Annotated in this window: 24 protein-coding genes and 2 tRNA genes; 10 read left to right on the plus strand and 16 right to left on the minus strand. The window is 67.9% G+C overall.

Annotated elements, in window-relative coordinates:
* Window positions 1-18 precede the first annotated feature (18 nt).
* On the minus strand, window positions 19-1,995 hold the full coding sequence (locus F787_RS0101450; protein WP_019591252.1) for a M48 family metallopeptidase: 1,977 nt from the start codon (window positions 1,993-1,995) through the stop codon (window positions 19-21).
* A gap of 12 nt (window positions 1,996-2,007) precedes the next feature.
* Window positions 2,008-2,592 (minus strand): LemA family protein, encoded by a 585-nt coding sequence (locus tag F787_RS0101455; RefSeq protein ID WP_019022023.1) that lies wholly within the window; start codon window positions 2,590-2,592, stop codon window positions 2,008-2,010.
* Between the two features lie 128 nt (window positions 2,593-2,720).
* Here F787_RS0101455 and F787_RS0101460 point away from each other — a divergent pair, with 128 nt between their 5' ends.
* Both F787_RS0101460 and F787_RS0101465 read left to right on the plus strand, forming a co-directional pair.
* Window positions 2,721-3,533 (plus strand): motility protein A, encoded by an 813-nt coding sequence (locus F787_RS0101460; RefSeq protein WP_018869369.1) that lies wholly within the window; start codon window positions 2,721-2,723, stop codon window positions 3,531-3,533.
* A 93-nt stretch (window positions 3,534-3,626) separates the two neighbouring features.
* On the plus strand, window positions 3,627-4,385 hold the full coding sequence (locus F787_RS0101465; RefSeq protein ID WP_018869368.1) for an OmpA family protein: 759 nt from the start codon (window positions 3,627-3,629) through the stop codon (window positions 4,383-4,385).
* Window positions 4,386-4,393: 8 nt separating this feature from the next.
* On the opposite strand, the gene F787_RS0101470 is transcribed toward F787_RS0101465, so the two are convergent.
* Window positions 4,394-5,581 carry an NAD(P)/FAD-dependent oxidoreductase gene (locus F787_RS0101470; RefSeq protein WP_028491099.1) on the minus strand — a complete coding sequence of 396 codons (1,188 nt, stop codon included), beginning with the start codon at window positions 5,579-5,581 and terminating at the stop codon, window positions 4,394-4,396.
* 183 nt (window positions 5,582-5,764) lie between these two features.
* Here F787_RS0101470 and F787_RS0101475 point away from each other — a divergent pair, with 183 nt between their 5' ends.
* Window positions 5,765-6,289, plus strand: coding sequence for a hypothetical protein (locus F787_RS0101475; RefSeq protein ID WP_028491100.1), 525 nt, complete (start codon window positions 5,765-5,767; stop codon window positions 6,287-6,289).
* An 81-nt stretch (window positions 6,290-6,370) separates the two neighbouring features.
* Here the strand turns inward: F787_RS0101475 and F787_RS0101480 are convergent, their stop codons facing one another.
* The 11 genes from F787_RS0101480 to F787_RS0101530 all read right to left on the minus strand — a co-directional run bounded on the left by F787_RS0101480 (window position 6,371) and on the right by F787_RS0101530 (window position 14,846).
* Window positions 6,371-7,990, minus strand: a complete 1,620-nt coding sequence (locus F787_RS0101480; protein WP_028491101.1) for a methyl-accepting chemotaxis protein — start codon at window positions 7,988-7,990, stop codon at window positions 6,371-6,373.
* A 175-nt stretch (window positions 7,991-8,165) separates the two neighbouring features.
* Window positions 8,166-8,239, minus strand: a tRNA-Cys gene (locus F787_RS0101485).
* A gap of 78 nt (window positions 8,240-8,317) precedes the next feature.
* Window positions 8,318-8,393: transfer RNA gene (locus F787_RS0101490), tRNA-Gly, on the minus strand.
* A 65-nt stretch (window positions 8,394-8,458) separates the two neighbouring features.
* Window positions 8,459-9,010 carry a CDP-diacylglycerol--glycerol-3-phosphate 3-phosphatidyltransferase gene (gene pgsA, locus F787_RS0101495; protein ID WP_018869364.1) on the minus strand — a complete coding sequence of 184 codons (552 nt, stop codon included), beginning with the start codon at window positions 9,008-9,010 and terminating at the stop codon, window positions 8,459-8,461.
* Window positions 9,011-9,016: 6 nt separating this feature from the next.
* Window positions 9,017-10,843 carry an excinuclease ABC subunit UvrC gene (uvrC, locus tag F787_RS0101500; protein ID WP_019022019.1) on the minus strand — a complete coding sequence of 609 codons (1,827 nt, stop codon included), beginning with the start codon at window positions 10,841-10,843 and terminating at the stop codon, window positions 9,017-9,019.
* Between the two features lie 7 nt (window positions 10,844-10,850).
* On the minus strand, window positions 10,851-11,516 hold the full coding sequence (locus F787_RS0101505; RefSeq protein ID WP_028491102.1) for a uracil-DNA glycosylase: 666 nt from the start codon (window positions 11,514-11,516) through the stop codon (window positions 10,851-10,853).
* Complete coding sequence (locus tag F787_RS0101510) at window positions 11,509-11,985, minus strand: CYTH domain-containing protein (RefSeq protein WP_019022017.1); 477 nt, start codon at window positions 11,983-11,985, stop codon at window positions 11,509-11,511. Before F787_RS0101510 ends, F787_RS0101505 begins: the two co-directional genes overlap by 8 nt.
* A 13-nt stretch (window positions 11,986-11,998) precedes the next feature.
* Window positions 11,999-12,961 carry a beta-ketoacyl-ACP synthase III gene (locus tag F787_RS0101515; protein WP_018869360.1) on the minus strand — a complete coding sequence of 321 codons (963 nt, stop codon included), beginning with the start codon at window positions 12,959-12,961 and terminating at the stop codon, window positions 11,999-12,001.
* Window positions 12,958-13,986, minus strand: a complete 1,029-nt coding sequence (gene plsX / locus F787_RS0101520; RefSeq protein WP_018869359.1) for a phosphate acyltransferase PlsX — start codon at window positions 13,984-13,986, stop codon at window positions 12,958-12,960. The genes F787_RS0101515 and plsX overlap by 4 nt, the downstream gene beginning before the upstream one ends.
* Window positions 13,987-14,079: 93 nt before the next feature.
* Window positions 14,080-14,277, minus strand: a complete 198-nt coding sequence (gene rpmF, locus F787_RS0101525) for a 50S ribosomal protein L32 (RefSeq protein ID WP_018869358.1) — start codon at window positions 14,275-14,277, stop codon at window positions 14,080-14,082.
* A 104-nt stretch (window positions 14,278-14,381) separates the two neighbouring features.
* A complete protein-coding gene (locus F787_RS0101530) occupies window positions 14,382-14,846 on the minus strand; it encodes a YceD family protein (protein ID WP_019022015.1) in 465 nt (154 codons plus the stop codon).
* Window positions 14,847-15,040: 194 nt separating this feature from the next.
* Here F787_RS0101530 and F787_RS0101535 point away from each other — a divergent pair, with 194 nt between their 5' ends.
* The 5 genes from F787_RS0101535 to mltF all read left to right on the plus strand — a co-directional run bounded on the left by F787_RS0101535 (window position 15,041) and on the right by mltF (window position 21,446).
* Window positions 15,041-16,471: an acetyl/propionyl/methylcrotonyl-CoA carboxylase subunit alpha gene (locus F787_RS0101535; protein ID WP_028491103.1), complete on the plus strand. Its 1,431-nt coding sequence runs from the start codon at window positions 15,041-15,043 to the stop codon at window positions 16,469-16,471.
* A gap of 40 nt (window positions 16,472-16,511) precedes the next feature.
* On the plus strand, window positions 16,512-18,359 hold the full coding sequence (gene oadA, locus F787_RS0101540) for a sodium-extruding oxaloacetate decarboxylase subunit alpha (protein WP_028491104.1): 1,848 nt from the start codon (window positions 16,512-16,514) through the stop codon (window positions 18,357-18,359).
* A 3-nt stretch (window positions 18,360-18,362) separates the two neighbouring features.
* Window positions 18,363-18,962, plus strand: coding sequence for a nucleoside triphosphate pyrophosphatase (locus F787_RS0101545; RefSeq protein WP_028491105.1), 600 nt, complete (start codon window positions 18,363-18,365; stop codon window positions 18,960-18,962).
* Window positions 18,963-19,040: 78 nt separating this feature from the next.
* Window positions 19,041-19,901: a diiron oxygenase gene (locus F787_RS0101550; protein WP_028491106.1), complete on the plus strand. Its 861-nt coding sequence runs from the start codon at window positions 19,041-19,043 to the stop codon at window positions 19,899-19,901.
* A 63-nt stretch (window positions 19,902-19,964) separates the two neighbouring features.
* A complete protein-coding gene (gene mltF / locus F787_RS0101555; protein ID WP_028491107.1) occupies window positions 19,965-21,446 on the plus strand; it encodes a membrane-bound lytic murein transglycosylase MltF in 1,482 nt (493 codons plus the stop codon).
* A gap of 5 nt (window positions 21,447-21,451) precedes the next feature.
* On the opposite strand, the gene F787_RS0101560 is transcribed toward mltF, so the two are convergent.
* Window positions 21,452-22,363: an NAD(P)-dependent oxidoreductase gene (locus F787_RS0101560; RefSeq protein WP_028491108.1), complete on the minus strand. Its 912-nt coding sequence runs from the start codon at window positions 22,361-22,363 to the stop codon at window positions 21,452-21,454.
* 53 nt (window positions 22,364-22,416) lie between these two features.
* Between F787_RS0101560 and F787_RS0101565 the strand changes: the two genes are divergently transcribed.
* Both F787_RS0101565 and F787_RS0101570 read left to right on the plus strand, forming a co-directional pair.
* A complete protein-coding gene (locus F787_RS0101565; RefSeq protein WP_019590237.1) occupies window positions 22,417-23,286 on the plus strand; it encodes a DMT family transporter in 870 nt (289 codons plus the stop codon).
* 94 nt (window positions 23,287-23,380) lie between these two features.
* Entirely contained in the window at window positions 23,381-24,664 is a 1,284-nt protein-coding gene (locus F787_RS0101570) for a membrane protein (RefSeq protein ID WP_028491109.1), read from the plus strand.
* A gap of 66 nt (window positions 24,665-24,730) precedes the next feature.
* On the opposite strand, the gene F787_RS0101575 is transcribed toward F787_RS0101570, so the two are convergent.
* On the minus strand, window positions 24,731-26,092 hold the full coding sequence (locus F787_RS0101575; RefSeq protein WP_028491110.1) for an NRAMP family divalent metal transporter: 1,362 nt from the start codon (window positions 26,090-26,092) through the stop codon (window positions 24,731-24,733).
* Between the last annotated feature and the right edge of the window lie 149 nt (window positions 26,093-26,241).

Genomic DNA, 26,241 nt, shown 5'->3' on the forward strand with positions numbered 1-26,241 from the left:
GCGGCGGATGATACCGCGTCAATCGGCGGAGGGCATTCCTTCCTCACCGGCGGCGAATTCCGCCAGCGGCAGCGGGACGTGTATCGACGCCGCCATGGCCCGCAGCAGTTCCACTTCCGCGGTCCGTACCTGCCCCCCGTGCGTCACCGTCGTCAGCATGGCCCGCACCAGCCGCTCCTTGTCCGCCATGCGCAGCGCATCGAGGGTATCCAGTACCCGGTCGAGGACGCCGGCCCACGCCCGGCTCCCTTCGGATTCGGTCCAGGCTTCGGGGAAATCCACCGCGGCAGGCGCCGCTCCCTCGATGCGCTCGATCCCCGCCGCCAGTGCGGCGCGTCCGGCGTCCGGGTCCCCGGGATGGCCATGACGCGCAAGCACGGCAAGCAGGAACCGGGCCTCTTCGTGGTGCCGGTCCAGTCGCCCATGTCCGCCGGCACCGTCCTCACCGGGCTTTCCGGCATCCATCAGGTGCCGGTTGAGCAGACGCCCCAGGGCATATTCGAATGCCGAAACCCGGCCATCCGCATGGATCAGGCGTTCCACCAGTTCCTGCAGCTGCTCGCGTTCCTCGCGCGGGTGCCGGCGCAACACCGGGAAGGCCATCTCCAGCAGCGGAATCCGCAGGTCGTCGCGCAGTTGCGGCACCATCTCGAGCAGCTGGCCGACCCTGCGCTCGCTGTCGCCGCCGCGTTTCTCCGCGACCATCAGGCGCTGTTGCTCGCGCACTTCGGGGTCGGCATTCATCAGGAGATACAGGATCACCTCGGCCGCCCAGCCATCGCTGTGGGCGGCCTGTTCCAGCGGCCCCGGCATCGAGGCCATCAGAATCCCGGCACCCAGTATCTGCGCCAGCCCGGGATCGGCAATGCCGTCCACCAGGCGGTCGGCATCCAGGGGCAGCCCCCCGGGGCCCCGCTGGTCTTCCTTTTCCTGCTGCTCGGCGGCTGCCTCGGCCGCGGCCTGCTCGGCCTCGGCTTCTTCACGCATGCGCCGGGCGACCTCCTCCAGCTCGGACGGATCGAAACCCGGTTCGATCGCTCGGATCCGCTCCTCCAGCGGCGGGTGCGTCGCGAACATGCGCCCGAGCCCCCCGCTGGCGAAGAGCATGTGCCCCACTTCTTCGGAGTCCGCATCCAGGCGGGCATGACGTGCGCCGATCTTCTTCAGGGCCCCGGCGATGCCGTCCGGCTGCCGGGTGAACTGCACGGCCGAGGCGTCCGCCAGATACTCGCGCTGGCGTGAAACCGAGGCCCGGATCCAGCGGCCGAAGAACAGGCCGATATAGCCCACCACCAGCAGTGCCAGCCCCGCGGCCATCAGGCCGGCGGCATTGCGGCTGTCACGCGAGAAACGCATGGCGATCAGCACGCGCTGCCCCACCAGCGCGAGCACCAGGATCCCGTACAGGATTCCGATCAGACGAATGTTCAGGCGCATGTCGCCATTGAGGATGTGTCCGAATTCATGGGCCACGACGCCCTGGAGCTCGTTGCGGTTGAGGGTTTCCAGGGCTCCCCGGGTCACCGCGATGGCCGCGTCACCCGGCGCATGCCCCGCGGCAAAGGCATTGATGCCGCTTTCTTCCTCCAGCACGTAGATCTCCGGTACCGGCACCCCGGAGGCGATCGCGATTTCTTCGACCACGTTGACCAGGCGTCGGCGCAGCGGATCCCGGGTGTCCGGCTCGACCCGCGTGCCACCCAGCTCCCGGGCGACCTGGCCACCCCCGCCCCGCAGTGACGACGCCCGGTAAAGGCTGGCGCCACCGATCAGGACGATCGTGAACAAGGTCACCCAGAACAGGAGATCGAGATTGTTCCGGACCAGCTTGTCCAGCTGCAGGGGCTCGCCCGGCTGTGCCGATGGATCGTGGCCCAGAAACAGCAGGGCGATCGCGTTCATCGCCACCACGATGGCCAGGACGGCCAGGGAAAACAGGACCAGCAGGACCCGGGTGCGGCGATGCGCCCGGTCCTGGTGTTCGAAAAAGTTCATGGTCGGGCTCGCTTACTGGAAGTTGACCTCGACCGCCTCCCGGCGCTGCGGATCCTCGATTTCCAGCAGCTCGGCGCGACGGAAACCGAAGTTGTTCGCGATCAGGCTGTTGGGGAACATCTCGCGCAGGATGTTGTAACTCATCACCGCGTCGTTGAATGCCTGCCGCGCGTAGGCGATGCGGTTCTCGGTGCTGCTGAGCTCCTCGGAGAGCTGCATCATGTTTTCGTTCGCCTTGAGGTCGGGATAGGCCTCGGACAGTGCGAACAGACGCCCGAGCGCGCCGGACAGACCCTGTTCGGACTGCGACAGCTCGCGCATGGCCTCGGGGTTGGATGGATCGGCCGCCGCCTTCTGCAGGCTGCTCTGGGCCTGATTGCGGGCCTCGATCACCGCTTCCAGGGTGTCCTTTTCGTGGGCCATGTAGCGATCCGCGACCTTCACCAGATTGGGGATCAGGTCATACCGGCGGTTGAGCTGCACATCGATCTGCGCGAACGCGTTCTGATAGCGATTGCGCGACGTCACCAGGCGGTTGTACGTCCACACCCCCCAGATCACCAGGAGGATCACGATCCCGAGCAGGACCCATTCCATGTCGCTTCTCCCATGCTTGTAACGAGGTCTTGGCAGTGTACGCGTTACGCCGCCCACTCGCGAGCGCGACGCGCGGACGCGGGACGTTTATCCTTGGCGGACATACACTCACTCGGGCGGCGGCTCTCATGAATCTTTCGTCCCTGCTGGGCATGATCGGCGGCGTCGTGCTGTTCGTCAGCATCATCGCCTTTACCAGCCAGGACCTGCTGGTGTTCCTCAACCTTCCCGGCCTCGGCATCGTGCTCGGAGGGACCCTGGCGGCCACCCTGCTCAGCTACCCCCTGCACGAGCTGGTGCGGGTGTTCCGTCTCGCGGCCACGGTCATCCGCGACGAGCGCTACGACGTCACTCAGGACATGGAGGAGATCGTCGAGGTCTCGCGCCTGTGGTTCGCACAGAACCTGGCCCGGGTGCAGGAACGGCTGGAGACCCTGCGCAACCCCTTCCTGAAGACCGGGGTGCAGCTGGTGATCGACGACACCCCGATGGAAGACGTGTCCGACCTGCTGCACTGGCGCCTGGCACGGCTGCGCGCACGCGAACTCGCCGAGGCCCAGGTCTATCGCACCATGGCCACCTACGCCCCGGCCTTCGGCATGCTGGGGACCCTGCTGGGCCTGATCAACCTGCTGCTGACCACCGACACCGACGACTTCGCGGTGATCGCGGTGAACCTCGGCATTGCCCTGATCACCACCTTCTACGGCATTCTGCTGGCCAACCTGGTGTTCCGGCCGATCGCCATCAAGCTGGAACGGCGTACCGAGGAACGGGTGGTGGTCATGACCATGGTGCTGGAGGGCATCATGCTGATGCGCAAGGGCCGCACCCCCGGCTACATCCGCGAGACCCTGCGTTCGTTCGCCGAGAACCACCACGATGAAATCCGGCAGGCACCGTCCGTCGCGGAAGACGAAGCGGAGAGCGGCGGACGCTGAACCATGGCCACCCACGGCGAGCCGCAATCAACCCCGTCGGCCCGGGAGCCCACCCGCGAGGGAGACCATGTCCTCCCGCGGGAGACGCTCGCAGTGGAGACCGGACGCAGCGGGGAAAGCCTGCGCGAGGACGAACACGCCTGGATCCTGACCTACCTCGACGTACTGACCCTGGTGATCGTGGTCTTCGTGATCATGCTGACCTTCGCCGAGCCGCGGGACGAAAGCATCCGTGCCGCCGATGACGACCCGGTGGAGCTGGTCTATCGCGACCTCTCCAACCTGGTCGATCCGCGCCTGTTCCGGCTGTCACCCGAGGCCCCGGAAGTGCCGCCCGGACCGGTCGAAGACCCGCCGCTGGCCGCCGATCCGCCCTCGCCCGTGGCGACCCCGGCGGACGACCCGCCACCGGAGGCCGACCCCGAGGCGGTGCGTGACATGCGCGACCGCGCGCCGGAGGGCGTCGAGGTCATCGAACAGCCCGGCAGCATCGAGCTGCGGATCCAGGACGACATCCTGTTCGCCACCGCGCAGGCCGACCTGGCCGCCGACGGGCAGGCGTTGCTGGACGACCTCCTTCCGCTGCTGGAAGAACATGAGGGTCGCGTGACCATCGAGGGCCATACGGACAACGTGCCCATTGCGACCCCGCGCTTCCCGTCGAACTGGGAACTCTCCTCGGCGCGTGCCAGCGGTGTGGTGCGTTATCTCGTCGACCGCGGCATCGACCCCGGCATCCTGCAGGCGGTCGGCCACGCGGACACCCGCCCGGTGGCCGACAACGACACCCCGGAAGGGCGTGCGGAGAACCGCCGCGTATCCATCGTGCTCGAAACCCCTGCCGATTCCTGAGGCCCGGATCAGGCGACCTCGCCGGCAGCGTGACCGGAGGCCCAGGCCCACTGGAAATTGTGGCCCCCGAGATGCCCGGTGACATCCACCACCTCGCCGATGAAATAGAGCCCCGGGTATCCCTTTGCCTCGCAGGTGCGCGACGACAGGGCGCGGGTGTCCACGCCCCCGGCCATGACCTCCGCACGGGCATAGCCCTCGGTCCCCGACGGCGTGAACACCCAGGGCTGAAAACGACCGGCCAGCGCGGCCAGCTCGGCGTCGGAGAACCGCTCCAGCGGCCGCTCCGCCACCTGCGGATCCAGCCAGTGCCGGGCGACCCGCCGGGTGAGCCATTCGCCCAGCACCCGACGCAGCTGGCGCTTCGGCGTCTCTTCGCGCGCTGCGCGCAGCCCCTGTTCCAGGGACTCGCCGGGGAAGAAATCCACCGTCACCGATTGCCCCGGCTGCCAGTACGAGGAAACCTGGAGGATCGCCGGACCGCTCACGCCCCGGTGGGTGAACAGCACATTCTCGCGAAAGCCCGCATCGCCCGCCTCGGCCACCGCGTCCAGCGCAATGCCGGACAGCGCCTCGACCGCCGCGCGTGCGTCACCGTCCAGGGTCAGCGGAACCAGCGCGGGCCGCGTCGGCTCCAGCGGGATATCCAGCCGTTGCGCCAGGTCCAGGCCGAAGCCCGTGGCGCCCATCCGCGGGATCGGATAGCCGCCGGTCGCGATCACCAGGGACTCGGCCTCGATGACCGCGGACGGCGTGCGCAGGCGCCACGGCGCCTGATCGGATACAACCTCCACGGGCGTGGACGTCCGCAGGGTCACCCCGGCCGTGGCGCATTCGTCCAGCAGCATGCGCACGATGTCCTTCGACGAATGGTCGCAGAACAGCTGACCGAGCTTCTTCTCGTGATACGGGATCCCGTGCGCCGCCACCAGGGCCACGAAATCCCAGGGCGTGTAGCGCGCCAGGGCCGATTTCACGAAATGCGGATTCGCGGAAAGGAAGTTCTCCGGCCCGCAATCCATGTTGGTGAAGTTGCAGCGGCCGCCCCCGGACATCAGGATCTTCTTGCCGGCCCGGTCCGCGTGATCCAGAAGGACCACGCGGCGCCCGCGCGCTCCCGCCACCGCCGCGCACATCATGCCCGCGGCCCCGGCCCCGACCACCGCGACATCGAAGATTTCCGTCGTTTCATTCATGGGGCGGCATTCTACCGGAGCCGCGCGCGGGTGACCGGCGGCACGCTGCCCCTTGATTGTTCTATACTGGAAAAGGAGCACGTAGCAGGCGCCCGGCTGTATCCATGCGCCCGACCGGGCACCGACCCGGGCCCGGCCTCCCCGCATGGACCGGCCGACGGCCAACCTCGACAGGAGCGACCCATGATCAACGGGATCGGACCCAATCCGGCCGCGATGGCCAGCCAGGCGGCGGCCGTGAATGCCAGCCAGAACACGGACCAGAACCGCGCCCCGGGGGCCCAGCAGCCGGGCTCGGCCCAGGCGAACCAGGCTGCGCCCGGGGCACAACAGACCCAGCCGGGGCAGGCCGCGGCGATCGGCGCCAACCAGGGCGGAGCCGGCCCGTCGGCTCAGGCCGCCGACACCCCCTCGGCCGCGCGTGGCATTGCTCAGGCCAGCGGCACCCAGGAGGCGAACGCCGCGGGCGGGGCCACGGCCGCCGGTGCCATCAACGGGCCCGAGGGCGGTAACGCCGTCAGCGCCACCGACGAGGCAAGCAGCGTCGGCGGTGCTTCCGACAACGGTGACGCCCGATCCGCCGAACTCGCAGCCCGCGAAGAGGAGCAGGCGGCCGAGAACAACCTGGCCGCCACCCTGATGCCCGACGGAACCATGGACAACCGCGGCATCAACACTGCGGGCTCCACTCTGGACATCCAGGTCTGACCGCCCGGCCCAGCTGATCGCGCCCGCCCTGCCGCGGCGGGTCGCCCGCATCACCCTCCACCACCGGACGGGTGACAAACCTCATACGCGGAAGCGCCGGGTCATCTCCTGCAGCTCGCGCGCCAGGCGCATCAGTTCCGCTGCCGAATCGCTGGCCTGGCTCGCCCCCTCGGCGTTCTGCTCGGCCTCCTCGGTCACCGTGGTGACATTGCGGTTGATGGTCTCGGCGACCTGGCTCTGCTGCTCGGCCGCGCTGGCGATCTGGTCAATCATCTCGGTGATCGACTGCACCGCCTCGCGGATGTCCTCCAGCGCCGAACCGGCCTCGCCGGCCTGATCCACGGTCGCGCGTGCCCGTTCCTCGCCGGCCTGCATCACCTCCACGGCATTGCGCGTGCCCCCCTGCAGGGTCTCGACCGTGCGCCGGATCTCCTCCGTGGATTCATGCGTACGCGACGCGAGGGCCCGTACTTCGTCGGCCACCACCGCGAACCCACGTCCCGCCTCTCCGGCACGCGCGGCCTCGATCGCGGCATTCAGCGCCAGCAGATTGGTCTGTTCGGCGATCTCCTGGATCACCTGCAGTACCTTGCCGATGCTCTCCGAATCCTGCTCGACCCGCTGGATTGCCTCCGCGGCGCGATGCACCTCGGAGGCCAGCTGCTCGATCCCGGTTACGGTCCGCTGCACGACCTCCTGGCCACTGCGCGTGGATTCCAGCGAGCGGTGCGCCGCCTCGGTCGCCGATTGCGAGTTGCGGGCCACGTCCTGGGCCGTGGCGCTCATCTCGTTCATCGACGTGGCCACCTGCTCGATCTCCCGACGCTGACGATCCCCGCCTTCGCGCGTGCGGTCGGACACGTTCGAGACCTCTTCGGCCGCCGAAGTCAGCTGCCCGCTGGAACCGACCACCGCGCCGATCAGGGAACGGAACTGTTCCATCACGTCGTTGAACGCCCGGGCCGCGCGCCCGACCTCGTCATCGCCGTGCACGTCCAGCCGCCGGGTCAGATCGCCCCCGCCCCCGGCGATGTCACGCAACCCTTCCGTCATCTCGGCCAGGGGCTGCGTGACGAAACGCCGGATGAACAGAAAGATCGCACCCAGCAGCGGCAGGCTGACCAGGATCGCGAAGCCGAACAGCTGGATCCCGAAATTCGTCGCCCCCTCGTGCACCTCGGTCATGTCGAGACGCATGGACGTGGCCCCGATCACCTCATCTTCTTCCGCGGCCCCGTGACACGCCATGCAGTTGCGTCCCAGGTATTCGCGATGATTGCGGATCGGTTTCACCACGCGCAGCTCGTCGCGCTCGCGATCCACCTCGACAAAGGGTTCTCCGGTATCCAGGACCTCGCGCTCGACCGCATCACGGGGTTCGCTGTCGGCCGTCCCTTCGCCCCACTGCTCGGTGACCGACGCGGCGCGGATCGCGCGCAGGTCGCGAACATCGCCCATTTCCTGGATCTGATCCATGAATTCGTGGCGCGAATCCATGGTGCCGGTAATCATCAGGGTCGTCAGTCCGGCCCAGGTCATCTCGTGCAGACTGCCGGCAAAATGCCCGGCCTGCTCCTGGGCGGTGTCACGCTGCTCCAGCACCGCCCATCCGATCATGCCGGACCAGACGAAGACCAGGATCAGCCAGATGACGCCGAGCAGCCTCAGCCAGATGGGAAGGTCGTACAGGCGACGCAGCATGCAGTTACCCCGAGGTCATGGATTGCGGGCGCCCGGATTCACCGGCGCCTCCATCCGGGTTTTCGGCCGTTCGGCCCCAACCTTGAATGCCCGAAGGGAGCGCCGAACCCCCCGGCAGGCACCCCACAAACGAAAAGGCCCGCCAGCATAAAGCCGGCGGGCCTGCAATCGAAGATGGAGGCTGGGCCCGGAATCGAACCGAGGTACGCGGATTTGCAGTCCGCTGCATCACCACTCTGCCACCCAGCCGGGGCAAGGCTTGTTCGACGGTCATGGATGCCGCCGAAACAGAAAGCCCCGGCGGTGCCGGGGCTTCGGGAAATCGTTTGGAGCGGGAAACGAGATTCGAACTCGCGACCCCAACCTTGGCAAGGTTGTGCTCTACCAGCTGAGCTATTCCCGCCCGTCGACAGATGCGTATTCTACAGACAGCGCCGGCTTCGTCAACACCGGATCCGAAAAATTCGTTCAGGCGTCCCGGGCCGCGGCCAGCATGTACTGCACCATGGACACCAGCGTCAGCACCGCCGCCAGGTACAGCAGCCATTCCCCGATCAGGAACAGCGACAGTCCCGCCACCGGCTCGGCCCACAGCAGCAGAAAGATGGCCACCATCTGCGCACTGGTCTTGAACTTGCCGATCCAGGAAACCGCCACCTTCGCGCTGGTCCCGACTTCGGCCATCCATTCCCGCAGTGCCGAGATCGCGATCTCGCGACCGATGATCACGATCGCGGCCAGCGCCAGCCCCACACCGGGGTTGTGGTCCACCACAAGCACCAGCGCGGCAGCGACGATCAGCTTGTCCGCCACCGGATCGAGAAAGGCGCCGAAGCGGCTGGTCACCGACCAGCGCCGGGCCAGATAACCGTCCAGCCAGTCGGTCACCGCGGCCAGCGCAAAGATGATGGCCGCCACGATCCCCGCCGCCGGCATCGGCAGCGCATAGAAGGCCCCGATCATCAGCGGGATCATCACGATACGCGACCAGGTCAGCCAGGTGGGGAGTCGTGGAAACATGTCGGATCAGGCCTCGTGGAACTGGTCGTAGATCGCCTGCGCCAGGCGACGATTGATGCCGGGCACCTTGGCCAGCTCGTCGACCCCCGCGCGGGAGACCCCGCGCAGCCCGCCAAAGTGCTTGAGCAACGCAGTGCGACGCTTGGGCCCCAGACCGCGAACCGACTCCAGGGTGGACTCCTTGCGCGCCTTCGCCCGCCGCGCCCGATGACCGCTGATCGCGAAACGATGGGCCTCGTCACGGATCTGCTGAATCAGGTGCAGTGCACTCGAATGGGGCGGCAGTATAGAAGGCGCCTCCACCCCGCTCAACACCAGGGTTTCCATGCCGGGCCGGCGTTCTTCGCCCTTGGCCACCCCGACCACCCGGATGTGATCCAGCCCCAGATCGGCCAGCACGTTCAGCGCCTGGGTCACCTGCCCCTTGCCCCCGTCGATGAACAGGATGTCCGGTTCCCGGCCCTCGCCCTTTTTCAGGCGCGCGAAGCGACGGCTCAGCGCCTGGTGCATCGCGGCATAGTCATCGCCCGGCTCGATCCCTTCAATGTTGAAGCGCCGGTAATCGGACTTGATCGGCCCTTCCGGCCCGAACACCACGCAGGATGCCACGGTGCCCTCGCCGCGGGTGTGCGAGATGTCGAAGCATTCCATGCGCCGCGGCGGCGCCTCCAGTTCCAGCTCTGCGGTGAGCGCATCCAGGCGCGCGGTCTGCCCGGCCTGACTGGCCAGCCGGGTCTTCAGGGCCTGCTCGGCATTGCGCTGCGCCATGTCGACCCAGCGGGCGCGTTCGCCCCGCAGCGACCACGCCAGCCGCACGCGTGCCCCGCGGCGTTCGCCAAGCAGGGTTTCGAGGGCCTCGGCCCCCTCGGGTTCATGCGACAGCAGCACCTGTGGCGGGGGCTCGCGTTCGGCATAGTACTGCGCCAGCACGGCCGCCATGATCTCGTCGTGATCCGCCGCCTCCGGCACGTCCGGGAACAGCTCGCTGTTGCCCAGGTTCTGGCCATTGCGTACGAAGAACACCTCCACCGCGAAACTCCCGCCCGACTGCGCCAGGGCGATCACGTCGGCATTGCCCTCGCCGCCGGCGACAAACTGCTGCTGCGAGATCTCGCGCAGCCGGCCGATCTGATCGCGCAGGCGCGCCGCCTTCTCGAACTCGAGTGCGGCCGAGGCGGACTCCATGCGTTCCATCAGATCACCGATCACCGCCTCGCTGTCACCCTCCAGGAAACGCACGCTGGCCTCGACGTCGCGGGCATACTCCTCCGGTGAAATATAGTCCACGCAGGGGGCGGTACAGCGACCGATCTGGTACTGCAGGCACGGCCGACTGCGATGCGCGAACACGCTGTCCTCGCACTGGCGCACCTGAAACAGCTTCTGCAGCAGTGCGAGACTTTCGCGCACCGCCCCGGCCGATGGATAGGGCCCGAAATAGCGCACGCCCTTTTTCTTCGCCCCGCGATGAAACCCCAGACGCGGATACTCGTGGCCGGAAACAAAGATATAGGGATAGCTCTTGTCATCGCGCAGCAGCACGTTGTAGCGCGGCCGGTGCTGCTTGATGAGATTGGCCTCCAGCAGCAGCGCCTCGGATTCGGTGTGCGTTACCGCGATGCGGATGTCCGCGATCTGCCGCACCATCGAACGGATGCGCGGACCGCGGTCATCCCCGCCGCGGAAATAGCTGGTGACGCGGCTGCGGAGGTTGCGGGCCTTGCCCACATAGAGCACCTTCCCGTCCACGTCCAGCATCTGGTACACGCCGGGCGAACGGGTCAGGTTCTCGAGGAAGGGTTCGGGGTCGAATCCGGTCTCTGGCGCGCTCATGGCGCTGTCAGGATACCTGTTCACGGATGCGGGCGAACAGCGTCCGGAACATCGCCGGGGTCAGGCGCCCGGTCTGGGTGTTGTAGCGCGAGCAGTGATAGGAGTCCACCAGCACGATGTCGTCATCCAGCCGGTGCTCCGCGGCGTGGGCAAACGGGTGCCGGGCAAGTGCCAGCCCGCGCGTGCGCAGCACCGCATCGTGGGCGACCTTGCCCAGCGCCAGGATCACGCGCGGACGAACCCCGGCGATCTCCGCCGCCAGGTAGCCGTTGCATTCGCGGATCTCGGCGGTGGTCGGACGGTTCTGCGGTGGCAGGCATTTCACCGCATTGGTGATGCGGCAGTCGAGCAGCATCAGGCCGTCATCGGCCCGTTCGCTCTCGGGCGCGCTGGCAAATCCGTATTCGTGCAGGGTGGCGTACAGCAGGATGCCGGCATAATCGCCGGTGAACGGCCGCCCCGTCGCGTTGGCGCCGTGCATTCCGGGGGCGAGCCCGACGATCAGCAGGCTTGCATCCGCCGGTCCGAACGACGGCACCGGAGCCGCATGGTAGCCGGGGTACTCCGCACGCACCTCGTCGAGGAACTGTGCCAGGCGGGAACAGCGCCGGCAGTCGGGGGCGAACCCCCCGGGCGGTTCCGGGGACGGCGCCCCCTCCGCGGGGTTACTCACCCCGCTCCCACTCGCTGTAGGGGTGGCGCGCCAGTTCGGTGTTGTAATATCGCGGATCGTGCGAGACCTCGTCGCCGAGCCAGTCCGGGCGCGGGAATTCGGCGTCCGCATCGTCGAGTTCCAGCTCGGCGACGATCAGCCCCGCATTCGCGCCGTGGAATTCGTCCACCTCGAACACCCAGCCGTGGTGATCGACCCAGTGGCGGGTCTTCTCCACCTGCGCTCCGGCAAGGGTATCCAGCATTGTGTGTGCTTCGGCTTCCGGAACCGGGTACTGGTATTCGTCGCGCTCCACACCCAGGGTCGCGCTCTTGATGTTGAGGTTGGCGGCCCCCGACTCCACCCGAACGCGGATGGACGCCCGGTCGTTGCCGCACAGGTAGCCCTGGCGCATGTAACAGGAACGGTGCGCCTGCTCGCGCCAGCCGTCCCCTGCCAGCAGGAACTTGCGTTCGATTTCGCGTCCCATGTCGGTGTTTCCCCTACATGCGGATCAGGGCCGAGCCCCAGGTGAAGCCGCCGCCGAAGGCCTCGGTCAGGATCAGGTCCCCGCGCTTGATGCGTCCGTCGCGTACCGCCGTGTCCAGCGCCAGTGGCACCGAGGCCGCCGAGGTGTTTCCGTGTCGATCCACGGTGACCACCACGTCATCCATGGACATGTTCAGCTTCTTCGCGGTGGCCTGGATGATGCGGATGTTGGCCTGATGCGGGACCAGCCAGTCCAGTTCCGACTTGTCGATCCCGTTGTGCTCCAGGGTTTCGTCGACGATCTGGTCCAGGGTATTGACCGCCACGCGGAACACCGCCCGGCCTTCCATGCGGATAAAGTCCAGATCGGGGTTGTCACCCGGCTGCGAAATCCCCCCCGGGACTTCCAGCAGGGACCGGTGCTGGCCGTCGGCATGCAGATGGGTGGAGATGATGCCGGGATCCGTGGACCGCGAGAGAACCACCGCGCCGGCACCATCGCCCCACAGGATGCAGTTCGAGCGGTCGGTGTAATCGGTGATGCGCGACAGCGTCTCGGCCCCCACCACCAGCACGTGCCGTGGCCCGCCATTGCGCATGAAACGGTCGGCGGTCGCGAGGGCGTACACGAAGCCGCTGCACACCGCCTGGATATCGAACGCCGGGCAGCCACCGATGCCCAGCTTGGCCTGCAGGATACAGGCGGTGCTGGGGAAGATCTGGTCGGGCGTCGTGGTCGCCACCAGGATCAGGTCCAGGTCGGAGGCCTTCAGGCCGGCTGCATCCAGAGCACGCTGCGACGCCTGCAGCGCCAGATCCGAGGTCAGCTCCTCTTCCGCGGCGATGTGCCGCTCGCGGATCCCCGTGCGCTCGCGGATCCAGGCGTCGGAGGTCTCGACCATGGATTCCAGTTCCTCGTTGGTGAGGATGCGCTCGGGGAGGTAGCTCCCGGTTCCGGCAATACGGGCGTGGTTCACTCCGGCGTCTCCTGCCGCAGCAGCCGCTCCAGCTGCTTGTCGATGCGGGTCGCGATATTGGCCTCGGCCTCGATCCGCGCGATGCGGATGGCATTGGCGAAGGCCAGCGAATCCGCGCTCCCATGACTCTTGATGACGATGCCCTGCAGCCCCAGCAGCGAGGCGCCGTTATAGCGCCGGTGATCGAACCGCTGGCGCAGTCGGCGCAGCACCGGCAGGGCCATCAACCCGGCCAGACGCGAGTACAGCGAGCTGCGGAACTCGGCCTTCATGTTGCTGGTGATCATTTTCGCCACGCCTTCGCTGGTCTTCAGCGCGACGTTGCCGACGAAGCCGTCGCAGACCACCACGTCGACGTCACCGCAGTAGACATCATTGCCCTCGACAAAACCGACGTAGTTCAGTGAGGATTCCTCGAGCATGCGCCCGGCTTCGCGCACGCGGTCGTTGCCCTTGATCGCCTCCGAGCCGATGTTCAGCAGACCGACCCGCGGGCTGTCCAGGCCGTCCACGGCCTTCGCCAGCACCGACCCCATCACCGCGAACTGATACAGGTGCTCGGCCTCGACATCGACGTTGGCGCCCAGATCCAGCATGTGGGTATGGGCGTTCATCGACGGCAGGGCGGTGGCGATCGCCGGCCGGTCGATCCCGGGCAGGGTCTTGAGCACGTAACGCGCGGTGGCCATCAGCCCGCCGGTGTTACCGGCGCTCACGCAGGCCTGGGCCTCGCCCTTGCGCACCTGGTCGATGGCGACCCGCATGGAGGAGTCGCGCTTGGTCCGCAGGGCGACGGCCGGCAGTTCCTCCATGCCGACCACCTGGGACGCATGGACGATCTCCACCCGATCGCGCTCGGACGCGTTCCAGTCCTCCAGTTCCGGCTCGATGACCTCCCGGTCACCGACCAGCTGAAGCCGGAAATCACCCTGCCCCTTGAGGGCCCGCCGCGCTGCCGGAAGCACCACGGACACGCCGTGATCGCCGCCCATCACATCCAGGGCGATGGTGTAGCTGCTGCTCATGCCGAGTACCGTTGTGGCTGCCGGAACCGGGGCTCCCCGGAAACAACGGGGCCACGAGGCCCGTTACCCCGTGGCCCCCGCATGTCCTGCAATTCAGTCTTCGTCGTCGTCGACTTCGACCGGCTGCTGCACGACCTGACGGCCGCGGTAGAAACCATCCGGCGTCACGTGATGCCGGCGATGGATCTCGCCCGTGGTCGGATCGGTGGACAGGGTCGCGCCCTTGAGCCCGTCGTGGGAACGGCGCATGTCGCGCTTGGAACGGGTCTTGCGGCGTTGCTGAACGGCCATGATGAATCTCCAGATTGAAGCCAGTTGGTACGGATAGCCCGTAAAACGGGCGGCAGTATAGCGTTTCACCGCGGCGAATGCCCGCCCCGGTACCTGCGGTCGGGTCAGGAGTCGTCCCCGCGGCCGGCGAGGTCGTCCTTCAGCCCGGCCAGCACCGCAAACGGATTCTCGCGTCCCTCGCCCTCGGCGAATTCGTCCGTCCGACCGGTGTTGCAGTCCTCGTGGCGCGGCACCAGCGGCCAGGCCAGCAGGACCTCTTCCTCCACCCAGTCGCGCGGGCGCAACAGGCCCTCGGCATCCAGCTCGATGAAGTCGTCACCGGCGTCGAGGCCCTCGATGGATCCCTCCAGCGGCACCAGCACCGCGTCCGGCGTCAGGCGAAAACGCCAGGCCATCGGCTGCAGACAGCGCTGACACTCGTGCCACAGCTCGCCCTCGATGGTCCCGGAGAGCCGCAACTCGCCCAGCGCCCCCCGCCGGATCTCGAAACGCGCCGCTACATGCAGCGGATGGCCCTCCAGCGACTCGGCACGCAGACGCGGCAGATCGCCGGCCACGAGCGCGTCCATGACGAACTCGCGTTGCTGGACGCGGGGCTGCTGCGGATCAAGTGAGGCGGGGACGCGGCTCATACAAACGGGACCGTGTACAAGGGCGCGGATTATGCGCGCGCGCGAACAGGGCGTCAAACCGAAACAGAAACTTGCGAGCACCCCCCGGGCGTGTCGATACTGCGGTTTCCAGGGTCGCCCGGAGAGCGATGTTGATCCGCAAACTCCTGATCGCCAACCGCGGCGAGATCGCCGTCCGGATCATCCGCGCCTGCCGCGAGCTGGGCGTCACGCCGGTGGCCGTGCATACGGACGCCGACCGCCACGCCCTGCATGTCCATCGCGCGGCGGAAGCGGTCGACCTCGGCCCCGACACCGAGTCCGGTTACCTCGATATCGCCCGACTGGTGGAAGCCGCCCGGGCGCGGGGTTGCGACGCCGTGCATCCGGGCTACGGCTTTCTGTCGGAAAACGCCGATTTTGCCGAGGCCGTCACGCAGGCCGGCCTGATCTGGGTGGGTCCGCCGGCCGAGGTCATCCGGCGCATGGGCGACAAGGTCGCCGCGCGGGCAACCATGCAGGCGGCCGGTGTCCCGGTCACGCCCGGATCCGACGGCAACCTCGCCGATGCCGAGGAAGCCCGCGCGGTGGCCGACCGCATCGGCTACCCGGTGATGCTCAAGGCGACCAGCGGGGGCGGCGGACGCGGGATTCGCCTGTGCGAGGACGCCGCCGCGGTGGAGCGGCAGTTCGAACGCGTACGCTCGGAGGCCACGCGGGCCTTCGGCCGCACCGAGATCTTCCTCGAGAAGGCGGTGCTCAATCCACGCCACATCGAAGTCCAGATCCTCGCCGATGCCGCCGGCCGCGCCGTCCACCTGTACGAGCGCGACTGTTCCATCCAGCGGCGTCACCAGAAACTCCTGGAGATCGCCCCGTCGCCGGCCCTGACGAGCGACCAGCGGGAACACCTCGGCGCCCTGGCGGTGCGCGCCGCCGAGGCGGCGGGCTACCGCAACGCGGGGACGGTCGAGTTCCTCCTGGACCATGAAGGGTCCTTTCATTTCATGGAGATGAATACGCGTCTTCAGGTGGAACATCCGGTCACCGAAATGATCACCGGCATCGATCTGGTTCAGGCGCAGCTGCGCGTGGCGGCCGGTGAACCGCCGGGATTCACCCAGGCCGATATCCATCCGCGCGGGATGGCGATCGAATTCCGCATCAATGCCGAAGACCCGGCGAACGACTTCCGCCCCGACACGGGCCGGATCACGCGTTTCGTGCCGCCCGGAGGCCCGGGAGTGCGCACCGACAGCGCGCTGTACGACGGTTACGTGATCCCGCCGAATTTCGACTCGATGTGCGCCAAGCTGATCGTTCATGCCGATACCTGGCCCGCTCTGCTGGCCCGTTGCCAGCGTGCGCTGAACGACCTCGAACTGCGCGGCGTACACAGCACCGTGCCCTACCACCTGGCCATTCTGGACGATCCGGGTTTCCGCCGCGGCCACTTCGACACCGGATTCATCGAAGCCCGACCCGGGCTGGCACAGGTCCGGTCGCTGCCCGATCCGCGCCGCCGGGCGGCGCTGGTGGCGGCCGCGATCGCCGCCCATCACGGCCTGCAGACATGGGCATGATGAGCCGACCATCCCTTTCCCTTCTGCCAATGGACCGCCCATGGACCGCGTTCGCCTGACCGACGTGACCCTGCGCGACGGGCACCAGTGCCTGATCGCGACCCGCCTGAGGACCGAGGACATGCTGCCGGCCTGTGCGCAGCTGGATGCCATCGGCTTTCATTCCCTCGAGGTCTGGGGCGGTGCCACCTTCGATGCCTGCCTGCGCTACCTGGGCGAGGATCCGTGGGAGCGTCTGCATCGCCTGAAGGCGGCCCTGCCCCGCACCCCGCTACAAATGCTTCTGCGTGGCCAGAACCTGCTGGGCTATCGCCATTACGCCGACGACGTGGTGCGCGCCTTCGTGGAGCGCGCGGTGGCCGGCGGGATCGACATCATCCGCATCTTCGACGCGATGAACGATGCGCGAAACCTGAGGGTGGCGATCGAGGCGACCCGCGAGACCGGGGCGCACGCCCAGGGTACGCTCTGCTACACCACCGGGCCGGTGCATGACAGCGCCCAGTTCGTGGCGCTGGCGCGCGAACTCACGGCCATGGGGGCGCAGAGCATCGCGATCAAGGACATGGCCGGCCTGCTGACACCTTCGGCCACGCGCGAACTGGTCACCGAACTGGTCGACGCCCTGGACGTACCCGTGCATCTGCATGCCCACGCGACCTCGGGCCTGTCCGAGCTGTGCCACTGGGAGGCGATCCGTGCCGGCTGCCGGCACATCGAAACCGCACTGACACCGTTTGCGGGCGGCACCAGCCATCCGCCCACGGAAAGCATGGTGGCCGCGCTGGCCGGCACCGAACACGACACCGGCCTTGACCTGGAAGCCCTGCAGACCGTCGCCCGCCATTTCCACGAGGTACGGCCGAAGTACCACCGCTTCGAGAGCCGCTTCACCGGGGTGGACACCCGGGTTCAGGTCAACCAGGTGCCCGGCGGCATGGTCTCGAATCTCGCCAGCCAGCTGCGCGAACAGGGTGCCCTGGACCATTTCGACGCGGTGCTGGAGGAAGTGCCGCGGGTCCGCGAGGATCTCGGATACCCGCCGCTGGTCACCCCGACCTCGCAGATCGTGGGCACCCAGGCGGTGATGAACGTACTCGGTGGAGAGCGCTACGCCCATGTCAGCAACGAAGTGAAGCGCTATCTCGGCGGGCACTATGGCCGGGCCCCGGGACCGGTGAATGCCGAAGTGCGCCGCAGGGCGATCGGCGACGAGCCGGTGCTGGAAGAACGCCCGGCCGACCGCCTGGAACCGGAGATGGAACGGCTGACCGCCGAGGCCGGGGACCTTGCCGAATCACCGGAGGACGTCCTGACCTGCGCGCTGTTCCCCGAGATCGGCCGACGCTTCCTCGAGGACCGGCGTGCGGGGACCCTCGCCCCGGAACCCCTGGACCTGCCCGGCGATGACCGCCCCGGCTGCCCCGCGCCGCGGCGTTTCGTCCTGCAGCTCGACGGCGAAGACCACGAGATCGAGATCCGCGGCAGCGGACCCCGCGACGACGGCCACCGGACCCTGTTCCTCAGCGTGGACGGCCTGCCCGAAGAGGTCGGCGTGCACACCCTGGATACCCTGGACACCCGCCCCTCGGGCACGTCCGCACCGGACCCCGCGGCGCCATCCGCCGGCGGCGCCGCAGGGCCGGCGGCCGGTCCCGGGGATGTCACCACTACCCTGCCCGGTACCGTGGTGGACATCCTGGTGACCCCGGGCGACCCGGTGGAGGCCGGGCAGGCGGTGGTGGTGGTCGAGGCCATGAAGATGGAATCCGAACTGGTCGCCCCCGCCGCAGGCACCGTGACCGCAGTCCATGTGGAGCGCGGCGCGGCGGTGACCGCCGGGTGCGTGCTGGTGACGGTCGAAACCGCCGACGCCACGGGAGACTGAGCCATGCCATCACCGGAACGCAGCGTCATCCTCGCCTCGACCTCGCCCTATCGCGCACAGCTGCTGCAGCGTCTGGCGCTGCCGTTCGGCACCGATGCCCCCACCGTTGACGAACGGCCGTACCCCGGCGAAGCACCGGCGGATCTGGTCCGCCGCCTGGCCGAAGCCAAGGCTCGCGCGGTCAGCGGGCGCCACGGCGGCGCCCTGATCATCGGTTCCGACCAGAACGCCGCCCATGCCGGGCGCATCCTCGGCAAACCCGGAGACGAAACAAGCGCCCGCGAGCAACTGGCAATGCTTTCGGGGGGCACGGTCACCTTCCACACCGGGCTTTGTCTGCTGGACACCGCAACCGGCGAGGCACAAGTGGAAGAGATCCCCTGCCGGGTGACCTTCCGCGATCTGGACGCCGCCGAGATCGCCGCGTACGTACGCCAGGACCAGCCGCTGGACTGCGCCGGCAGTTTCCGTTCGGAGGGTCTTGGCATCAGCCTGTTCGAACGCATGGACACCGAGGACCCCACCGCACTGGTCGGCCTGCCCCTGATCCGCCTGGCCGCCCTGCTGCGCGCGGCGGGCGTGAGCGTTCCCCCGCGCACCTGAATCCGGGACATTGGTCCCGGAGCGGTTTGCGGGTATGATTCGCGCGACTGACTGCAGCCATTGCCCGGTGATCCCCTGATGAATTCGTCGCAGGAGCTGCTCGACCATCTGAGCCGCAACAGCGCGCCCTACGAGGATCCGCTCCTGCGAGTGGAGTGGGAGGCGCTGTCCCTGGACGATTTCTGGATCCCGGAGCCGGCCATCTCGCTGTACGGCACGCCGGAATACGACCGCCTGTCCGATGCGCTCAAACGGCGCCTGTCGCAATACGAATTCATCTACTTCATCAGCGGGGCCCTGTGGCTGGAGGGGCTGTTCATGGAGCGCATCGCACGCATCTCGATGCACTCCGCCGACCGCCTCGACCGGCTCAATTACCGTCTGCACGAACTGCGCGAAGAAGCCGGTCACAGCCTGATGTTCATCGAGTTCATGCGGCGCAGCGGCCTGGAACTGCCGATCCGGCGATTCCCCAAGCCGCGCATGGCCACGCTGGTCGGACGCTTCGCCCCGTTCGAATCGGCGGTTTTCTGGATTGCGGTGATGATCGGAGAGGAGGTCCCCGACCGCATGAACCGGCTGATCCGCCGCCACCGCGAGGCCATCAGCCCCACGGTGCACGACGTGGTCACCACGCACATGATCGACGAGGCGCGGCACATGGCCCACGCCCGGGATACGCTGGAACAGCACATGGAAACCCTGCCGAACTGGCAGAAGATGCTGTACCGCCCCCTGATGCGCCGGGTGTTCCGCCAGTTCGTGCACGCCTTCTATTACCCCACGCCGGACATCTACCACCTTGCGGGACTGCCCGAGGGCCCCGACTACTGCCGTGTCGCCCGCAACAACCCGCAGCGCGCCGCGTTCATCGACGACTGCGTGGACCCCGCCCTGCAGCTCCTGCGCGAACAGGGCCTGGTGCTGCACTGGCGCTGACCCGAACCGGCCGCTGATCCGGATCACGGATCCCGAGCGGCACGATGCGCTACCCTTCGGCCCATGCGCCCGACCCGCCGCCTCCGCCCCGCCCTCTCCACGCGCCACCAGATCGAACTGGGCGTGTTCGTCGTGGTGCTGGTCGCCATCGCGCTGCGGGTATGGCTGCAGCCCGCGCCGGTCACCGAGCAGATCCAGTTCCGCGAGGAACTGCGGGTGGCCTTCGTGGAACATGCCCTGGGCCGCTCCGACCTGGCGGACTACGGCGGGCGCGAACAACTGGAACTGGAGCTCCTCGACCGCCTCGCCGAACGTCTGGGCGTTTCCCTGGAGGTCCGGCGCGTGGAACGCCCCGCGGATGTCCACGCCCTGCTGCGGGCCGGTCGCGTCGATCTTGGAGCCGGTCTTCTGGTACCGCCGGGCGACGATTCCGGACTACGACGGGGCCCCGAGATTCTCGAGGTTCAGCGTATCCTGGCCTACTGGCGGGGTTCCGCGAACGGCGGCCCCCTGCTGTCGCCCATGGACATCCCCGCAGGCAGCCGGATCGGCGTCCCCGCGGGGGCATCGCTGCCGCCCATGCTGCATCGCCCGCACCGGGAGGATGGCCAGGATGATGTCGCCACCACGGACGCGCACGAGATCCTGCCCCTGCCCGGACCGCAGCTGATGCGCGACGCCCTGGAGCGCGGCGAGATCGATTTTGCCCTGATGACATCGCTGGAATACCGGCGCCTGCAGCGGCTGCATCCCGAACTGCGCGCCGGGTACGAACTGGCCGGCACCACCCCGCTGGTCTGGTTGTTTCCCGACCGTGGCGACACCAGCCTGGAGCGTGAAGCCGGACGCTTCCTGCATTCCCTGCGGGACACCGGTGAACTGGAACGGCTACTGGACCGTTACCTCGGCCACCTGGAGACCCACGACCTGGTGGACACCCTGACCTTCGAGCGACGCGTCCATGACCGTCTGGAACGCTTTCGCGCTCTGTTCGAGGCCGCCGGCGAGGAATACAACCTCGACTGGCGCTTCATTGCCGCCGTGGCCTATCAGGAATCGCACTGGAACCCCGACGCGGTCTCGCCCACGGGGGTGCGGGGCCTGATGATGCTGACCCGGGCCACCGCGCAGGATCTGGGGATCCCCGACCGCACCGATCCACAGGCCTCGGTGGACGGGGGCACGCGCTACCTGCTGCAGATGCGCGAACGCCTCCCCGAAAGCATCCCCGAACCGGACCGTACCTGGATGACCCTGGCCGCCTACAACGTGGGCCTGGGGCATGTGAACGACGCACGTGCGCTGGCCGCCAACAACGGCGACGACCCGGACCGCTGGGTCGACGTGAAGGAATGGCTGCCGCGACTGGCCGAATCCCGCTGGTACGAACAGACCCGGCACGGCTACGCCCGCGGCTGGGAGCCGGTGAGCTACACCCGCAATATCCGCAGTTACTACGACAAGCTGATGCAGCGCTTTCCCGAACCCGGCGATCGCGTGCAGCCCTCCGCCAACGGCTATCGCAACACCCCCCTGGCACTGTAGCCGGGTTATTCGGGACGCCGTCCCGACGATCCGGCACAGTAGCGTGCCAGCAGGGACACGTCGGCGTCACCGCGCCCGTCCGCGCAGGCGGCATCCACGGCAGCGCCGATCCGCCGGACTCCGTCCAGTTCCAGACCCGTGCGCCGGGCCAGCTCGGCCACGATCCCGGCGTCCTTCTGGTAGAGTCCCAGCTGGAAGCCGGGCTCGAAGTCGCCGTCCAGCAGCCGCTGGCCGTGCACCTCGAGGATCCGCGATCCGGCAAAACCGCCCAGCAGCGCCTCGCGAATGCGTGCGGGATCCACGCCCTGCCCCTCGGCCAGCGCAAAGGCCTCGCCGATCGCCGCCAGGGTCTCGCCGACTACCAGCTGATTGCAGGCCTTGGCGATCTGCCCGGCACCGCTGTCACCGACATGGGTGAGCGTGGAGCCCACGGCCTCCAGCAGGGGGCGGATCTGCTCGACCGCGGCCGCGGGCCCGCCGATCATCAGGCTCAGGGTACCGGCGCGGGCACCGGGCTCGCCCCCCGAAACCGGGGCGTCGATGAACACCATGTCACGCTCCGCCGCGGCGCGTGCGAGCTCGCGGCAACGTACCGGCTCGATGGTGCTGTGGTCGATGATGATCAGGCCCGGACGACCGTGTTCGAGCACCCCGCCGGGCCCCTCCATCAGGGCCGCAACGTCGGGCGTGTCCGAAACGTTGAGCACCAGGACGCGGACCTGCGCGAGCAGCCCGGCCAGATCCCCGTGCACCCGGGCACCGTCCGGTTCGAGGGCCCGCGCCTGTTCCGGACGCCGGGCCCAGACATGCACCTCGGCCCCGGCCGCGATCAGATTGCGGGTCATGGGGGCACCCATGATGCCCAGGCCCACGCAGCCGACCGGCTGCAACGCGGCGGGGATCGTCGCTGACGACATGGAAAACTCCTCGGACTGGAAATCCGGCCAAAGTAGCAGAAAAGGAGCCTGCATTGATTCGCAACCTCAGTCCGCATGCCACCGGTGCCATGTTCGCGTTCATCGGAGTCATGGCGATCAGCTTCGACGGCCTGCTGGTGCGCCTCGCCGATGCCAGCGCGCCGGACATCCTGTTCTGGCGCGGCCTGTTCATGGCGATCACCCTCACCGTCGTGCTGCGGCTGATGAACGGGCGCTGGACCTGGGCCTGCATGCGGCGCGGCGGCATGGACGCGTGGTGGACCGCGACCGGATTCGCTGCCACCAACTATCTGTTCGTCCTCGCGGTTTTGCATACTACCGTCGCGAACGCCGTGGTCATCCTCGCCGCCTCGCCGCTGTTCGCGGCCCTGTTTTCGGGCCTGATCCTGCGCGAATGGATCCCGCTGCGGACCTGGGTCGCGATCCTGCTCAGCCTGGTCGGCATCGTCGGCGTGTTCGCCGGCTCGCTGGAAACCGGCGGCTGGCTGGGGGACCTGTTCGCGCTGGGCGCGGCGATGGTGGTCGGCCTCAAGCTGACCCTGCTGCGCCGTTCGCCGCAAATCGACCGGCTCGCGGTGATCGCCACCGGCGGCCTGCTGGGCGCGGTGATTGCGCTCTTCTTTGCCGCGCCGCTGGCTGTGTCGGCCACCAGCCTGGCCACGCTGCTGCTGATGGGCGCGGTCCAGCTGCCACTGGCACTGGTGATGATCGCCCTGGCCACCCGTCACCTCCCGGCCGGCGAGGTCGCCCTGTTCCTGGTCCTGGAAGCGGTGTTCGGTACCCTGTGGGTCTGGCTGTTCCTGGCCGAAGCGCCGCCGCTGATGACGCTCGTTGCGGGGACGGCCGTTCTCGTGACCCTGGCCCTGCACGCGCTCGCCAGCTGGCGCGACGAGGCACACTGAAAGCCGGTTATACTCGGCGACAGGGAACAGCACGGGGAGCCCCATGCCGGGAAGGCACGATCCACCCGCGAAGGACCACGGACATCCGGCACGGATGTTCGCGGGACTGGCCTGGATACTGATGGGCTTCCTGCTGCTCTCGCTCGCCGGGGGCACCGCCCAGGCCCAGACTCCGGGTGGGCAATCCGACGACGCCGACGAGGCCGCCCCCACCATCACCCTGCATTTCTTCTGGACCCGCGAGTGTCCGCGCTGTCTGGACGCGCTGCCGGTGGTCCATCAGCTGGCGCAGGACTACCCCTGGCTGGCCGTGCGCAGCTACGACCTCACCGCACACCCGCAACTGGGCTCGCTCTACCGCCAGATGGCCACCGAACGTGGCGAACAGGCCCGGGCGGTGCCCGGTTTCCTGTTCTGCGGGGCGATGCTGGAGGGGTTCGACACGCGCGGACGTCATGAGGCCCGGCTGCGCGAATTGCTGGAGACCTGTCACCGGCGGGTTCAGGCCGGCGAACCGCCCGAGCTGGAACGCGCGCTGTGGACCGAGGCCGAGCCGCTGCGCCTGCCCCTGTTCGGCGAGCTGCACCCCGACCGGCTGTCCCTGCCGGCGCTGACGCTGCTTCTCGCGGGCTTCGACGCGTTCAACCCCTGCGCCTTCTTCGTCCTCTTGTTCCTGCTGAGCGTGGTGGTGCACAGCCGCAGCCGGGGCCGCATCCTGCTGATCGGAGGGGTCTTCGTGACCATCTCGGGGGTCATCTACTTCACCTTCATGACCGCCTGGCTGAACGCCTTCCTGGTACTCGGCGAGATGCCTCTGATCACGCGCATCGCCGGGGCCGTGGCGCTGGCAATGGCGCTGATCAATATCAAGGACTACTTCCTGTTCAAGCGCGGGGTATCGCTGAGCATCCCGGATTCGGCCCGGCCGGGCCTGTTCCGCCGCATGCGCGAGCTGACCCAGGCCGACAGCCTGCCCTGGGTGCTGGGCGCCACCGTGGTCCTGGCGGTGGTGGTCAACCTCTACGAGATCCTGTGCACCCTGGGCTTCCCGATGATCTACACCCGGATCCTGACCACCCACGACCCCGGGGCCGTGGGCTATTACGGCTATCTGCTCGCGTACAACCTGATCTACGTGCTGCCGATGCTGGCGATCGTCGCGCTGTTCGCCTTCACCCTGGGCAACCGCAAGCTGCAGGAACACGAGGGGCGCCTGCTCAAACTGCTGTCCGGGATGATGATGCTGGCGCTGGGCCTGCTACTGCTGCTGCGCCCGGACCTGCTCTCCAGCCCGGCGTTCGCGATCGGGGCGATCGGCGTGGCCATCCTGCTGACACTGATCGTGCGCCGGCTCACCCGAGCGCGCGCCTCGAGCTGAGATAACTCGTGTCACACCGAGCGTGCCCGCACGCGAACGCGATATGCGCCGGGAATCTCCCGGCAATCACACCCGGGCCGTCGGCTCGAACGGGACGACCAGAGCCTGCTCCTCCTCCTCCTGGATCCGCTCGCGTTCTTCCTCGGCCGCATCCTGCAGCCCGAAGAACCACACCACGAACAGCAGCGTGAACACGATGAAGAACGTCATCCCCGCCCAGGACAGTACATGCATGACCGGACCCGGGCGATCCTTTTCCGGCACCTCCGGACGCTGGATGGCGCGATAGTTGAGCCAGGCGAACACCGGCGAGGTCAGGAACGACACCACCATCGCGAACTGCAGCATCGCCAGCAGATCGGTCAGCAGGAACTGAATGATCACGATGCAGGCCACCACCGTGAACAGCAGCCATGCGACCAGCGCGCGCCGCAGCCCCGCCTCCGGGCGGTCGAACAGCAGCAGTGTGCTCATCGCCAGCGAGCGCGGCCATCCGTCCATGCAGGTCAGGGTAGTACTGAACATCGCGGAAAACGCCGCCAGCACGATCAGCCAGTGCGCCCAGTCGCCGATGGTCGAGGTATACATCTCGATGAAGCGAGCGGAGAACTCGCCGGCCGTCATGTCGGCCAGCTCGATCCCTGCGCCGGCGCGATACATCACCAGCGCGCCCAGGGCGAGGAAGAACACCGCCAGTACCACGGTCACGATGTAGCCGATGTGGAAATCAGTGGTCGACTCGCCCACCGTGGCGCGGTGGCCGGTCTCGATCTCGCGCGAAGTCCGCCACAGCGACGGCCACGCCGCGATGTCGATGGGCGCCGGCATCCAGCCCATGAACATGATGATGAAGCCGATGGAGGCAAGGTCCCAGGGATCGCGTCCGACGAACCCCTCGGGGATCTCCGCACTCTGCCAGATCGCCACGATCACCGCGGTCAGGGTGGACACCGCCAGCAGGAACACCACCACCTTGGCGATCTTGTCCAGCAGCTGATAATGCCCGGCGATGATGATCGCGGCACACAGCAACAGGATGCCGATGGCGATCCCGGTCACGTAATCGGCGGCGTCCACGAACGGGAACGCCAGGAACAGACTGGCGGAGATGAACGCGACCCCCGCGGTATTGAGGAAGGCATTGACCAGATTCAGGCCAAAGAAGGCCGCGAGAAAGCCCTTCCCCATGCGCCGGTAGCCATGCAGGATCGTGTCGCCGGTGGCCGCGCGGTACTTCACCGCGTACAGGAAGAACGGGTACTTGAACAGGTTGGCCAGCAGCAACAGTCCCAGCAGGGACCAGCCGTAGAGCGCCCCGGCCTGGGTCGAGGACACCAGATGGGAACCGCCGATCGCGGCGCCGGCCATCAGGATGCCCGGCCCGATCGCCTTGCCCAGATCCGTCCGGGGCTGCCAGAACAACTGCATGAATCACCTCGCGTTGGCCGGAACAGTCTGCCGCAGAGCTGCTGCCTTTACAGGAGCGCGCTTGCGCGCGAACGCGGCGAAGGGTAGCGCATTGCCCCGGCGACGACCATGGGCACCGGAAATCCCCGTGCTGTCCTGCCCCCTTCGCG

It is taken from the genome of Thioalkalivibrio sp. ALE19, from assembly GCF_000428605.1.
In the GTDB taxonomy this organism is placed as follows: Bacteria; Pseudomonadota; Gammaproteobacteria; order Ectothiorhodospirales; family Ectothiorhodospiraceae; genus Thioalkalivibrio.